Annotated in this window: 13 protein-coding genes; 7 read left to right on the top strand and 6 right to left on the bottom strand. The window is 61.6% G+C overall.

What is annotated here, in order from left to right; genetic code table 11:
• Both D8U71_RS06530 and D8U71_RS06525 read left to right on the top strand, forming a co-directional pair.
• Positions 1-1,001 (top strand): UxaA family hydrolase (locus tag D8U71_RS06530; protein ID WP_177434882.1); only part of this gene is annotated, 1,001 nt, incomplete at its 5' end.
• 297 nt (positions 1,002-1,298) lie between these two features.
• Positions 1,299-2,240: an AEC family transporter gene (locus tag D8U71_RS06525; RefSeq protein WP_016770674.1), complete on the top strand. Its 942-nt coding sequence runs from the start codon at positions 1,299-1,301 to the stop codon at positions 2,238-2,240.
• A gap of 100 nt (positions 2,241-2,340) precedes the next feature.
• Here D8U71_RS06525 and D8U71_RS06520 read toward each other — a convergent pair whose 3' ends face one another.
• The 6 genes from D8U71_RS06520 to gatC all read right to left on the bottom strand — a co-directional run bounded on the left by D8U71_RS06520 (position 2,341) and on the right by gatC (position 7,627).
• On the bottom strand, positions 2,341-2,721 hold the full coding sequence (locus tag D8U71_RS06520) for a carboxymuconolactone decarboxylase family protein (protein WP_024011602.1): 381 nt from the start codon (positions 2,719-2,721) through the stop codon (positions 2,341-2,343).
• Complete coding sequence (locus D8U71_RS06515) at positions 2,718-3,794, bottom strand: calcium/sodium antiporter (RefSeq protein WP_130887421.1); 1,077 nt, start codon at positions 3,792-3,794, stop codon at positions 2,718-2,720. The genes D8U71_RS06520 and D8U71_RS06515 overlap by 4 nt, the downstream gene beginning before the upstream one ends.
• Positions 3,795-3,825: 31 nt before the next feature.
• Positions 3,826-4,197, bottom strand: a complete 372-nt coding sequence (locus D8U71_RS06510) for a septal ring lytic transglycosylase RlpA family protein (RefSeq protein WP_024011604.1) — start codon at positions 4,195-4,197, stop codon at positions 3,826-3,828.
• Between the two features lie 218 nt (positions 4,198-4,415).
• A complete protein-coding gene (gene gatB / locus D8U71_RS06505; RefSeq protein ID WP_016771702.1) occupies positions 4,416-5,861 on the bottom strand; it encodes an Asp-tRNA(Asn)/Glu-tRNA(Gln) amidotransferase subunit GatB in 1,446 nt (481 codons plus the stop codon).
• A 10-nt stretch (positions 5,862-5,871) separates the two neighbouring features.
• Positions 5,872-7,323 carry an Asp-tRNA(Asn)/Glu-tRNA(Gln) amidotransferase subunit GatA gene (gene gatA / locus D8U71_RS06500; RefSeq protein WP_024011605.1) on the bottom strand — a complete coding sequence of 484 codons (1,452 nt, stop codon included), beginning with the start codon at positions 7,321-7,323 and terminating at the stop codon, positions 5,872-5,874.
• Between the two features lie 16 nt (positions 7,324-7,339).
• Complete coding sequence (gene gatC, locus D8U71_RS06495; protein WP_024011606.1) at positions 7,340-7,627, bottom strand: Asp-tRNA(Asn)/Glu-tRNA(Gln) amidotransferase subunit GatC; 288 nt, start codon at positions 7,625-7,627, stop codon at positions 7,340-7,342.
• A gap of 211 nt (positions 7,628-7,838) precedes the next feature.
• Here gatC and mreB point away from each other — a divergent pair, with 211 nt between their 5' ends.
• From mreB to D8U71_RS06470, 5 genes are all read left to right on the top strand, one after another.
• Positions 7,839-8,876, top strand: coding sequence for a rod shape-determining protein MreB (gene mreB / locus D8U71_RS06490; RefSeq protein ID WP_002555108.1), 1,038 nt, complete (start codon positions 7,839-7,841; stop codon positions 8,874-8,876).
• A 140-nt stretch (positions 8,877-9,016) separates the two neighbouring features.
• On the top strand, positions 9,017-10,120 hold the full coding sequence (gene mreC, locus D8U71_RS06485; RefSeq protein WP_130887420.1) for a rod shape-determining protein MreC: 1,104 nt from the start codon (positions 9,017-9,019) through the stop codon (positions 10,118-10,120).
• Positions 10,120-10,611 (top strand): rod shape-determining protein MreD, encoded by a 492-nt coding sequence (gene mreD / locus D8U71_RS06480; protein ID WP_024011608.1) that lies wholly within the window; start codon positions 10,120-10,122, stop codon positions 10,609-10,611. Before mreC ends, mreD begins: the two co-directional genes overlap by 1 nt.
• A 37-nt stretch (positions 10,612-10,648) precedes the next feature.
• On the top strand, positions 10,649-11,245 hold the full coding sequence (locus D8U71_RS06475; RefSeq protein ID WP_130887419.1) for a Maf family protein: 597 nt from the start codon (positions 10,649-10,651) through the stop codon (positions 11,243-11,245).
• A 58-nt stretch (positions 11,246-11,303) separates the two neighbouring features.
• The coding region (locus tag D8U71_RS06470; RefSeq protein WP_130887418.1) for an Rne/Rng family ribonuclease at positions 11,304-12,358 on the top strand (1,055 nt) is incomplete at its 3' end.

The following is a 12,358-nucleotide window of genomic DNA, read 5'->3' as shown; positions in this document are numbered from 1 at the left end:
CCTACATCCCGATTCGTACCGTGCGCAATCTGGCGCGCAACCCGAACCTGGGTGGCGAGGCGCTGGTGATCGGTCTGGGCTGCGAGAAATTGCAGGCCGGGCAGGTGATGCACGAGGACGATGCCTCGGTGGATCTCAGCGATCCGTGGCTGTACCGCTTGCAGGATTCCAGTCACGGCTTTACCGAAATGATCGAGCAGATCATGGAACTGGCCGAAGTGCGCTTGAAGAAACTCGACCAGCGCCGCCGCGAAACCGTGCCGGCCTCCGAGCTGATTCTCGGTATGCAGTGCGGCGGCAGCGACGCGTTCTCCGGCATCACCGCCAACCCGGCGCTGGGTTATGCCTCAGACTTGCTGTTGCGTGCGGGGGCGACAGTGATGTTTTCCGAAGTCACCGAAGTGCGCGATGCGATCTACCTGCTCACCTCCCGCGCACAGACGCAAACCGTTGCCGAAGAGCTGGTGCGCGAAATGGACTGGTACGACCGTTACCTGGCCAAGGGCGAGGCCGATCGCAGTGCCAACACCACGCCGGGCAACAAGAAGGGCGGGTTGTCGAACATTGTCGAGAAGTCGCTGGGCTCGATCGTCAAGTCCGGCAGCAGCGCGATCAATGGCGTGCTCGGCCCGGGCGAGCGCTTCAAGCACAAGGGCCTGATTTTCTGCGCGACGCCGGCCAGCGATTTTGTCTGCGGTACGCTGCAACTGGCGGCGGGGATGAACCTGCACGTGTTCACCACCGGTCGCGGCACGCCTTACGGGCTGGCCATGGCGCCGGTGGTCAAGGTATCGACGCGGACTGAACTGGCGCAGCGCTGGCCGGACCTGATCGACATCGACGCCGGCCGCATTGCTACCGGGCGCGCGACCATCGAAGAGCTGGGCTGGGAGTTGTTTCACTATTACCTGGATGTTGCCAGTGGCAAGCAACAGACTTGGGCGGAGAAGCACAAGCTGCATAACGACATCACCTTGTTCAACCCGGCGCCGATTACCTGAGACCGCGTCATCGTTCTTCGCGAGCAGGCTCGCTCCCACAGGGATATGCATTGCAAATGTGGGAGCGAGCCTGCTCGCGAAAGCGATCTGCCAGACGCCGAAGGACTTGTGGCTTATCATTAGCCCCCTAGTGATCGTTCCCACGCTCTGCGTGGGAATGCCTCATGTGACGCTCCGCGTCACGCTTTGGGACGCAGAGCGTCCCGGGGCTGCATTCCCACGCAGAGCGTGGGAACGATCAGGGTGAAAGTGGCTTATCATTAGCCCCCTATCGACGCTCACCCAAGGCTCCCCGGCATGCTGGCAATCTTTCTTGAAACCCTGAACATCACCGCGCCGGTGTTTGCCATGCTGTTTCTCGGTGTGCTGCTCAAGCGCATCGACTGGATCAACGACAACTTCATCCACACCGCCTCGTCGCTGGTGTTCAACGTGACCATGCCGGCGCTGCTGTTCCTCGGCATTCTCCACGCTGACCTGCACGCCGCACTACAACCTTCGCTCCTCATCTACTTTTCCCTTGCCACCCTGGTGAGTTTCGCCGTGGCCTGGGGCTGGGCGATTTTCAAGTGTCCGCGGGAAGATCGCGGCATCTACACCCAGGGCGCGTTTCGCGGCAACAACGGCGTGATCGGCCTGGCACTCGCGGCAAGCATGTACGGCGATTACGGTATTTCCCTCGGGGCAATTCTCGCGGCGCTGGTGATCCTGTTCTACAACACGCTGTCGACCATCGTGCTGGCGGTATACAGCCCGGTGATCAAGTCCGATCCGTGGAGCATCTGCAAAAGCGTGTTCAGCAACCCGCTGATCATCAGCGTGATTTCGGCGGCGCCTTTTGCTTACTTCAAGATCGGACTGCCGGGCTGGCTGGAGACCTCCGGCCAGTATCTGGCGCAGACCACGTTGCCGCTGGCGCTGATTTGTATCGGCGGCACGCTGTCACTGGCGGCGTTGCGCAAGAGCGGCAAGATGGCGCTCAGCTCCAGCCTGGTGAAGATGGTCGGTCTGCCGTTACTGGCAACCGTGGGCGCGTGGCTGTGGGGCTTTCGCGGGGCGGAACTGGGGATTCTGTTTCTCTACTTTGGCAGCCCGACGGCGGCGGCAAGTTTCGTCATGGCCCGGGCGGCGCAGGGCAATCATGAGCTGGCAGCGGCGATCATCGTGATGACCACGTTGATGGCGGCGATTACCACCAATGTCGGGATCTTTGTGTTGCAGTGGGGTGGGTGGATCTGACCAAGGATTTGCGGTGTCTGCCAGGGCCTCTTCGCGAGCAGGCTCGCTCCCACAGGGAAGCGCATTGCAAATGTGGGAGCGAGCCTGCTCGCGAAGGCGGTCACTGCGGTTTCTGATAACTGTCGATCACTTCCTGCGCCGCGCGAAACGCATCGATCGCCGCCGGCACGCCGGCATACACCGCGCAATGCAGCAGCGCTTCGCGGATCTCTTCCACCGTGCAGCCGTTGTTCAGCGCACCGCGCACATGGCCTTTCAACTCCTGCGGACACTTCAGCGCGGTCAGCGCGGCGAGGGTGATCAGGCTGCGGGTTTTCAGCGGCAGCCCCTCACGATTCCACACCCCGCCCCAAGCGTGTTCATTGACGAAATCCTGCAACGGCTGGGTGAACTCGGTGGCGTTGCCCAGGGCGCGATCAACGAACGCATCGCCCATGACCTGACGACGGATTTCAACCCCGGACTGCTTCGACTCGCTCATGGCACATCTCTCTTGTGGTGTTGGCGACGCCAGGCGCGGATCGACGTGAACAGCAAAAACGTCAGCAGCGCCGGCAGGACATAAAACAGCATCAAGCGCTCAAGTTTGCCGGCCAGCGGCATGCCGGTGGTGAACGACACCACATGCAGTCCGTAGACCAGATACAAACCGAGCAGCAGCAAGCCTTCGGCCCGGGTAACGCGGTAGCCGGAATAGAACACCGGCAAGCACAGCGCCGCGACGCCGAGCATCACTGGCAAGTCGAAATCCAGCGCGTTGGGGGAGACGGAAAGCGGCGTCGGTGCGAGTAGGGCGGTCAGCCCGAGCACCCCGAGCAGGTTGAACAGGTTGGCGCCGATCACGTTGCCCACGGCAATGTCGCGCTGCCCGCGCAACGCAGCGATCAGCGAAGTCGCCAGCTCCGGCAGCGAAGTGCCGACCGCGACCACGGTCAGGCCGATGACCCGTTCGGACAGGCCCAGGTCGGTGGCCACGACCACGGCGGCGCCGAGCAGCAAACGCCCGGCGAATACCAGCATGGCCAGGCCAGCGAGAATCATCAGCACACTGATCAGCCAGGATTGCTGCGTTTCGGTGGGTCGTTCTGTATGAGGTCGCGTCGAGTGTCGCGACTGGCGGAACAACAAGCCAAGGTACAGCGCCAAGGCCCCGAGCAGCAGGACACCGTCGAAACGTCCGAGGTCTTTATTCCAGGCGAGGATGAATACCAGCAGGCTGGCGCCGATCATCAGCGGGATATCGAGGCGCACCAATTGCCGCGACACGCGCAGCGGGATGATCAACGCCGACAGGCCAAGGGTTACGAGGATGTTGAAGATGCCGCTGCCGACCACGCTGCCGACGGCGATGTCCGGGTTGTCGGTCAGCGCCGCTTGCAGGCTCACGGTCATCTGCGGCGCGCTGCTGCCGAGGGCGACGATGGTCAGGCCGATGATCAACGGACGCACGCGCAGGCGCTCGGCCAGACGCACGGCGGCGCGCACCATCAGCTCGGCGCCGATGAGCAAAAGAACCAGGCCGCTGAGCAATTCGATGACGTTGATCAGCGGCAGATCGGCTAGTCCGAAAATGGTCAGCGCTCCATCAGTCGAGGGCCTGCACGCGAACCCGTGCGGTGCCGCTGCGCAGCATGCCGATCTCATCGGCGGCCTCGCGTGACAGATCGATCAGCCGGCCACGGGTGTGCGGGCCACGGTCATTGATGCGGACCACGACTGATTCATCGTTTTTCAGGTTGGTGACCTTCACCCGCGTGCCGAACGGTAACTGGCGGTGGGCGGCGGTCAGGGAATGCTGGTTGAACGCTTCGCCGCTGGCGGTGCGTTTACCGTGATGTTTGGCTCCATAGTAGGAGGCGACGCCGGTCTGGTCGTAACCGTGCGGGTCGATGGTGTCGGTACTGGCGCAACCGGCCAGCAGGGAGAGCAGGGCGCTGCTCAGCAACAGACGCTTCATTCAAAGGTATCCCGGATCAAATGTAGGAGTGACCTGTGGCGAGGGGATTTATCCCCGTTGGACTGCGCAGCAGTCCCAAAACTGAGAACTCGGTTTATCTGGTGCAAATCAAGCTCAGCAATTGGGGCCGCTCCGCGGCCCAACGGGGATAAATCCCCTCGCCACAGGTCCCTTCCACAGGGGATGGAGCCAGGCTTTGGATCTGGCTCCATTGGTGGTCAGCCTTCGAGCTTGCTTTTCAGCAATTCGTTCACCTGCTGCGGGTTGGCCTTGCCTTTCGAGGCTTTCATGGCCTGGCCGACGAAGAAGCCGAACATCTTGCCGCGTTTGGCTTCGTCTGCCGCGCGGTACTGTTCGACCTGTTCGGCGTTGGCCGCGAGCATTTCATCGAGCACGGCGGAGATCGCGCCGGTGTCGGTGACTTGCTTGAGGCCCCGCTTCTCGATGATCTCGTCAGCACTGCCTTCGCCGTTGGCCATCGCTTCGAACACCACCTTGGCGATCTTGCCGGAAATGGTGTTGTCCTTGATGCGCTGCAGCATGCCGCCCAGTTGCTCGGCGGAGACTGGCGAGTCTTCGATGTCCAGGCCCTGCTTGTTGAGCAGGCTGCCCAACTCGACCATCACCCAGTTCGCCGCCAGTTTCGCGTCGCCACCGATGGCTGCGACTTTCTCGAAGTAGTCCGCCTGCTCGCGGCTGGTGGCCAGCACGTTGGCGTCGTAGGCCGACAGACCGAACTGGCTCTGGAAGCGCTCGCGCTTTTGCGGTGGCAGTTCCGGCAGGGTGGCACGCACTTCACCGAGGAACGACTCTTCGATGACCACCGGCAGCAGGTCCGGATCGGGGAAGTAACGGTAGTCGTTGGCTTCCTCTTTCGAACGCATCGGACGGGTCTCGTCCTTGTTCGGATCGTACAGGCGGGTCTGCTGGATCACTTTGCCGCCGTCCTCGATCAGTTCGATCTGACGCTGGATCTCGGAGTTGATTGCCTTCTCGATGAAGCGGAACGAGTTGACGTTCTTGATCTCGCAGCGAGTGCCGAACTCGACCTGGCCTTTCGGGCGCACCGAGACGTTGCAGTCGCAACGCAGCGAGCCTTCGGCCATGTTGCCGTCGCAGATACCCAGGTAGCGCACCAGCGCGTGGATCGCCTTGACGTAAGCCACGGCTTCCTTGGCGCTGCGCATGTCCGGCTCGGAAACGATTTCCAGCAGCGGCGTGCCGGCACGGTTCAGGTCGATGCCGGTGGCACCGTTGAATTCTTCGTGCAGGCTCTTGCCGGCGTCTTCTTCCAGGTGCGCACGGGTGATGCCGACGCGTTTGACCGTGCCATCCTCGAGGGCGATGTCCAGGTGGCCCTTGCCAACAATCGGCAATTCCATCTGGCTGATCTGGTAGCCCTTCGGCAGATCCGGGTAGAAATAGTTTTTCCGGGCGAACACGTTGTGCTGGCCGATCTCGGCGTCAATCGCCAGACCGAACATCACCGCCATGCGCACCGCTTCCTGGTTGAGCACCGGCAACACGCCGGGCATGCCCAGGTCGATCAGGCTGGCCTGGGTGTTCGGCTCGGAACCGAAGGTGGTGGAACTACCGGAAAAGATTTTCGACCGGGTGGTGAGCTGAGTGTGAATCTCCAGCCCGATCACGACTTCCCATTGCATGTGTGTCTCCTCAGAAGCCGGTTGGGGTGCGGGTGTGCCAGTCAGTGTTGAGCTGATACTGGTGCGCAACGTTGAGCAAACGGCCTTCCTGGAAGTACGGCGCGAGCAACTGCACGCCCACCGGTAGACCGTCGACAAAACCGGCCGGCATCGACAGGCCCGGCAGGCCGGCGAGGTTGGCGGTGATGGTGTAGACGTCTTCCAGATAGGCTGCGACCGGGTCGCTGTTCTTCGCGCCGAGTTTCCACGCCGGGTTCGGCGTGGTCGGGCCGAGGATGATGTCGACTTCATTAAAGGCAGCCATGAAATCGTTCTTCACCAGACGACGAATCTTCTGCGCTTTCAGGTAGTAGGCATCGTAGTAACCGGCGGACAGCGCGTAGGCACCGACCATGATCCGGCGCTGTACTTCCGCGCCGAAGCCTTCGCCACGGGAGCGTTTGTACAGGTCGATGAGGTTTTCCGGGTTCTCGCAGCGATGGCCGAAACGCACGCCGTCGAAACGCGACAGGTTGGAAGACGCTTCTGCCGGGGCGATCACGTAGTACGCAGGTATGGCGTGCTGCATGTTCGGCAGGCTGATTTCCTTGATCACGGCACCGAGCTTTTGCAACTGCTGGATGCTGTTCTGGATCAGCTCGGCAATGCGCGGGTCGAGACCGGCGCTGAAGTATTCCTTCGGCACGCCGATGCGCAGACCTTGCAGCGACTCGCCCAGGCTGGCGGAGTAATCCGGAACCGGCTCATCGATGCTGGTGGAGTCGTTCGGGTCGAAGCCGGCCATGCCTTGCAGCAGGATCGCGCAGTCTTCGGCCGTGCGCGCCAACGGGCCGCCCTGATCGAGGCTGGAAGCGTAGGCAATCATGCCCCAGCGTGAAACGCGACCGTAGGTCGGCTTCAGGCCGGTGAGGTTGGTGAACGCCGCCGGCTGACGGATCGAACCGCCGGTGTCAGTGGCCGTGGCGGCTGGCAACAAACGAGCAGCAACCGCCGCCGCCGAGCCGCCGGACGAACCGCCCGGCACGTGTTCCAGGTTCCACGGGTTTTTCACTGCGCCGTACCAGCTCGACTCGTTGGCCGAACCCATGGCGAATTCGTCCATGTTGGTCTTGCCCAGGGTCACGGCGCCGGCAGCGGCCAGTTTCGCGACTACGGTGGCGTCGTATGGAGCCTTGAAGTTGTCGAGCATCTTCGAGCCGCAGCTGGTGCGGATGCCCTGGGTGCAGAACAGATCCTTGTGGGCGATCGGCGCGCCGAGCAGGGCGCCGCTCTCACCGTTGGCCCGGCGTGCATCGGCGGCTTTCGCCTGCTCGATGGCCAGATCCTCAGTGAGGCTGATGAAACTGTTGAGCTGCGGATCGAGCTGGGTAATACGCGCCAGCAGGACTTTGGTCAGCTCTTCGGAGGAAAACTTTTTATCGGCGAGACCGCGGGCGATCTCGGCCAGAGTCATTTGATGCATTGCAGGCTCTTTCCCTTTAGTCGATGACTTTCGGAACCAGATACAGGCCGTTTTCGACCGCTGGTGCGATGGACTGGTAGGCCTCGCGATTATTCGTCTCGGTCACCACGTCGGCGCGCAGGCGCTGACTGGCTTCCAGGGGGTGGGCCAGCGGCTCGATACCGTCGGTATCAACGGCCTGCATTTCGTCGACCAGCCCGAGAATGCTGTTGAGGGCGGAAGTAATGTGCGGAAGATCGGCATCGTTGAGGCCAAGGCAGGCCAGATGCGCGATTTTTTCCACGTCGGAGCGTTCTAGCGCCATCGGGATTCTCCAGTGGAAAACAGAACGGACGGCGTCCGTGTGTTAGATTGTCGGAACACTACCGCACTTCTACGGTCATAAGGCCGCGATTGTGGGGCTTGGTGCACAGAAAAGCGGCCAATTTAACATATTGGCGCCTTGCCCAAAATCCCTGTCGTTGTTAGAGTTTGCCGCACTTTTTTACCCACGCGTTGCCTAGGGTCCCTTTCCCATGTTCAAGAAACTGCGTGGCATGTTTTCCAGCGATCTTTCCATTGACCTGGGCACTGCCAACACCCTTATTTACGTGCGCGAGCGCGGTATCGTCCTGAATGAGCCATCGGTTGTGGCCATTCGGACACACGGTAACCAGAAAAGTGTCGTCGCTGTCGGCACCGAGGCCAAGCGCATGCTCGGCCGTACGCCGGGCAACATTGCTGCCATTCGTCCGATGAAGGATGGCGTGATCGCCGACTTCAGCGTCTGCGAAAAGATGCTGCAGTACTTTATCAACAAGGTTCACGAAAACAGTTTCCTGCAGCCCAGCCCTCGTGTGCTGATCTGCGTTCCATGCAAGTCCACCCAGGTTGAGCGTCGCGCCATCCGTGAATCGGCCCTTGGCGCCGGTGCCCGTGAAGTGTTCCTGATCGAAGAGCCGATGGCTGCTGCGATCGGTGCCGGCCTGCCGGTTGAAGAAGCGCGCGGTTCGATGGTCGTGGACATCGGTGGTGGTACCACCGAGATCGCCCTGATCTCCCTGAACGGTGTGGTCTACGCCGAATCCGTACGTGTCGGCGGCGACCGTTTCGACGAAGCGATCATCACCTACGTGCGCCGCAACTACGGCAGCCTGATCGGTGAATCCACCGCTGAACGCATCAAGCAGGAAATCGGTACGGCCTACCCGGGCGGCGAAGTGCGCGAAGTCGATGTTCGCGGTCGCAACCTGGCTGAAGGCGTTCCACGCGCATTCACCCTGAACTCCAACGAAGTGCTCGAGGCTCTGCAAGAGTCGCTGGCCACCATCGTTCAGGCGGTGAAAAGCGCGCTGGAGCAATCGCCGCCGGAACTGGCTTCCGACATCGCCGAGCGTGGCCTGGTGCTGACCGGTGGTGGCGCGCTGCTGCGTGACCTCGACAAGTTGCTGGCTCAGGAAACCGGTCTGCCGGTGATCGTTGCCGAAGATCCGCTGACTTGCGTTGCTCGCGGCGGTGGCCGTGCGCTGGAAATGATGGATAAGCACACCATGGATCTGCTTTCGAGCGAATAAGCTTCGAATGCAATACGTGGGTGAACGCACAGGCAGCACTTTGCAGTGCTGCCTGTTGGCGTTTATCTTCTGTCAGTCTTCATCCAGGCCGGTTTGATGCCGTATGAATAAACAGAACATTTGCCTGGGAGGAGCGGCTTATTAAACCGCTTTTCACCAAAGGCCCTTCGTTGGGCGTGCGCCTGTTGGTGCTGGCCGTGCTCGCGGTCGCGCTGATGGTGGTCGATGCACGTTTCGACCTGCTCAAGCCCGCGCGCAAGCAAGCGTCGCTGGTGCTCATGGATGCCTACTGGATCACTGACCTGCCCGGCCGCTTGTGGGAAGGGGTCGCCAGTCAGTTCGGCAGCCGCACCGAGCTCGTCGCCGAAAACGAAAAACTCAAGACCGAAAACCTGCTGTTGCAGGGGCGCATGCAAAAGCTCGCTGCCCTGACCGAGCAGAATGTTCGGCTGCGCGAGTTGCTCAATTCCTCTGCATTGGTCAATGAAAAGGTCGAAGTGGCCGAGCTGATCGGCATGGACCCCAACCCCTTCACCCATCGCATCATCATCAACAAAGGTGAGCGCGACGGCGTGGTGCTCGGTCAACCGGTGCTCGATGCACGCGGGCTGATGGGCCAAGTGGTTGAATTGATGCCGTACACCTCGCGTGTCCTGCTGCTGACCGACACCACTCACAGCATTCCGGTGCAGGTGAATCGTAACGGTCTGCGCGCGATTGCCAGCGGCACCGGCAACCCTGAGCGCCTGGAACTGCGTCATGTCGCCGACACGGCAGACATCAAAGAGGGCGACCTGCTGGTCAGCTCCGGCCTCGGCCAGCGATTCCCGGCCGGTTATCCGGTGGCCACGGTCAAGGAAGTCATCCACGATTCCGGCCAACCGTTTGCCATTGTCCGCGCCGTACCGACTGCCGCCCTGAACCGCAGCCGCTACCTGCTGCTGGTGTTCAGCGACAGCCGCACCGCCGAGGAACGCGCCAATGACGCGGCCCAGGCCCAGGAACAGCTCGATGCCCACGGCGGCGGCCCGATGTTGCCGGCCAGCGTGCCGAAACCGTTGATCATGCCTGCCACGCCGTCGACCGCTACCGCAGCGCCGGCCACTGAAGCCGCAGCGCCTGCCGCCACGCCAGCCAAGCCCGTCGCGAGCAAACCGCCCGCTGCCGCTCCGGCCGCTGCCAAACCGCCGGCCGCGAGCAAACCACCGGCGAAACCGCCAGCGACTACCGGGGGACGAGAATAATGGTCGGCGCGAAAAAATCCGGAAACGGCTGGATGATCTGGCTGACATTCTTCGTTGGCATCCTGCTCAGCGTTTCACCGTTGCCTATCTTCATGGAAATCCTTCGCCCGCTGTGGCTGGCCTTGCTCGTGACCTTCTGGGCGCTGTACATGCCGCACACGGTCGGCATGGTCACGGCGTTCTGTCTGGGGCTGGCCGAAGATGTCCTGCAGGGCGACCTGCTCGGACAGAACGCGCTGATCCTGACCCTGATTACTTTCCTCGTGTTGTCATTGCAGCAGCGCCTGCGCATGTTCCCGATGTGGCAGCAGTGCCTGGTGATCCTGGTGATCTTCGGCCTCGCACAATTGGCGCAACTGTGGCTCAGCGCTCTGACCGGCAACCGTCAGCCAACCCTGGCGCTGGTCTTGCCGGCGCTGGTCAGTGCCTTGCTCTGGCCGTGGGTCAGCTTCGCCCTTCGCGGGATGTGCCGACGCTACAGAATCTATTGAGCCGGTGAAGCAGGGCACTGAACAGGGAGATGTTTTGATGAAACTGCTTTACCTCGCCTCCGGCTCACCACGTCGCCGTGAATTGCTCACGCAGATCGGCGTGCGGTTCTCCGCCATCAGCGCGGACATCGACGAAACCCCGCTTCCTGAAGAATCCCCTTCGGCCTATGTCGAACGCCTTGCGCGTGGCAAGACTGAGGCCGGGCGCCGCTCGGTCGTCTCTGACCAGCCGTTCTGCGTGCTTGGCGCCGACACCGCTGTGGTGCTCGACGGCAAAATACTTGGCAAACCGGTGGACGAAGCCGACGCATGCGCCATGCTGATGATGTTGTCCGGCAGCGAACACGAAGTGCTGACCGCCATCGCCGTGCTTGAAGGTGAGCGCTGCGAGTCGCGGGTGGTGCGCAGTCGCGTGCGTTTTCGCAGCATCAGCCGCGAAGAGGCCGGCGCCTACTGGGCCAGTGGCGAACCGCGCGACAAGGCCGGCGGCTATGGCATTCAGGGCCTGGGTGCGGTGTTTGTCGCCGGGCTCGAGGGTAGCTATTCGGCGGTGGTCGGCCTGCCGCTGTGCGAAACCTGCGAGGTGTTGGGCCATTTCGGCATACCCTGTTGGCAAAACCTGAACACGCCCTGAGCGTCGTACGAATCCAGATGCGGCCACTATCGTGAACATGCCTGAACGAGATCCTGCCATGAGTGAAGAGATTCTGATCAACATCACGCCGATGGAATCGCGCGTGGCGGTGGTCGAAAACGGTGTGCTGCAAGAAGTCCACGTCGAGCGCACGCAGAAACGCGGGATCGTCGGCAACATCTATAAAGGCAAGATCGTTCGCGTACTGCCGGGCATGCAGGCGGCATTTGTCGACATCGGCCTCGATCGTGCAGCTTTCATTCACGCCGCCGAAATCTCCCTGCGCGAAGGCCCGGCGGTGGAAAGCATCAGTTCGCTGGTGCACGAAGGTCAGAGCCTGGTGGTGCAAGTCACCAAGGACCCGATCGGCTCCAAAGGCGCACGCCTGACCACGCAACTGTCGATCCCTTCGCGTTATCTGGTGTACATGCCGCGCACTGCCCACGTTGGCATTTCCCTGAAGATCGAAGACGAAGCCGAGCGCGAGCGTCTCAAGCAGGTGGTCAGTGATTGCGTGGCCAAAGAAGGCATCAAGGAGGCCGGCGGCTTCATTCTGCGCACAGCCGCTGAAGGCGCGGGCGCTGATGAAATCCTCATGGACATCCGTTACCTGCGGCGCCTCTGGGACCAGATCAACGAGCAGATCAAGACCATCGCCGCGCCCAGCGTCATCTACGAAGACCTCGGCCTGGCCCTGCGCACGCTGCGTGATCTGGTCAATCCGAAGATCGAGAAGATCCGCATCGACTCGCGGGAAACCTTCCAGAAAACCACGCAATTCGTCGCCGAACTGATGCCGGAAATCGCCGATCGTCTGGAACACTATCCGGGCGAGCGGCCGATCTTCGATCTGTACGGAGTCGAAGACGAAATCCAACGCGCGCTGGAGCGCAAGGTACCGCTGAAATCCGGCGGCTATCTGGTGATCGATCCGGCGGAAGCCATGACCACCATCGACGTCAACACCGGGGCGTTCGTCGGTCATCGCAATCTCGAAGAAACCATTTTCAAGACCAATCTCGAAGCGGCCACGGCGATTGCCCGGCAGATGCGCCTGCGCAACCTCGGCGGGATCATCATCATCGACTTCATCGACATGGAAGATGAAGAGCA

Origin of the sequence: Pseudomonas sp. Sample_21 (assembly GCF_004307525.1) — a bacterium.
GTDB classification, from domain to species: Bacteria; Pseudomonadota; Gammaproteobacteria; order Pseudomonadales; family Pseudomonadaceae; genus Aquipseudomonas; species Aquipseudomonas atacamensis.
Note: the sequence above shows the minus strand (reverse complement) of the source record. Positions and strands in the feature narration are given on the sequence as shown.

What these genes read in the sequence shown, in the direction of transcription:
- D8U71_RS06520 (WP_024011602.1), bottom strand. Translation starts at nt 2,721, where the DNA reads ATGAGCGAGTCGAAGCAGTCCGGGGTTGAAATCCGTCGTCAGGTCATG.
- mreB (WP_002555108.1), top strand. Translation starts at nt 7,839, where the DNA reads ATGTTCAAGAAACTGCGTGGCATGTTTTCCAGCGATCTTTCCATTGAC.
- D8U71_RS06475 (WP_130887419.1), top strand. Translation starts at nt 10,649, where the DNA reads ATGAAACTGCTTTACCTCGCCTCCGGCTCACCACGTCGCCGTGAATTG.
- gatC (WP_024011606.1), bottom strand. Translation starts at nt 7,627, where the DNA reads ATGGCGCTAGAACGCTCCGACGTGGAAAAAATCGCGCATCTGGCCTGC.
- mreD (WP_024011608.1), top strand. Translation starts at nt 10,120, where the DNA reads ATGGTCGGCGCGAAAAAATCCGGAAACGGCTGGATGATCTGGCTGACA.
- gatA (WP_024011605.1), bottom strand. Translation starts at nt 7,323, where the DNA reads ATGCATCAAATGACTCTGGCCGAGATCGCCCGCGGTCTCGCCGATAAA.
- D8U71_RS06510 (WP_024011604.1), bottom strand. Translation starts at nt 4,197, where the DNA reads ATGAAGCGTCTGTTGCTGAGCAGCGCCCTGCTCTCCCTGCTGGCCGGT.
- D8U71_RS06525 (WP_016770674.1), top strand. Translation starts at nt 1,299, where the DNA reads ATGCTGGCAATCTTTCTTGAAACCCTGAACATCACCGCGCCGGTGTTT.
- gatB (WP_016771702.1), bottom strand. Translation starts at nt 5,861, where the DNA reads ATGCAATGGGAAGTCGTGATCGGGCTGGAGATTCACACTCAGCTCACC.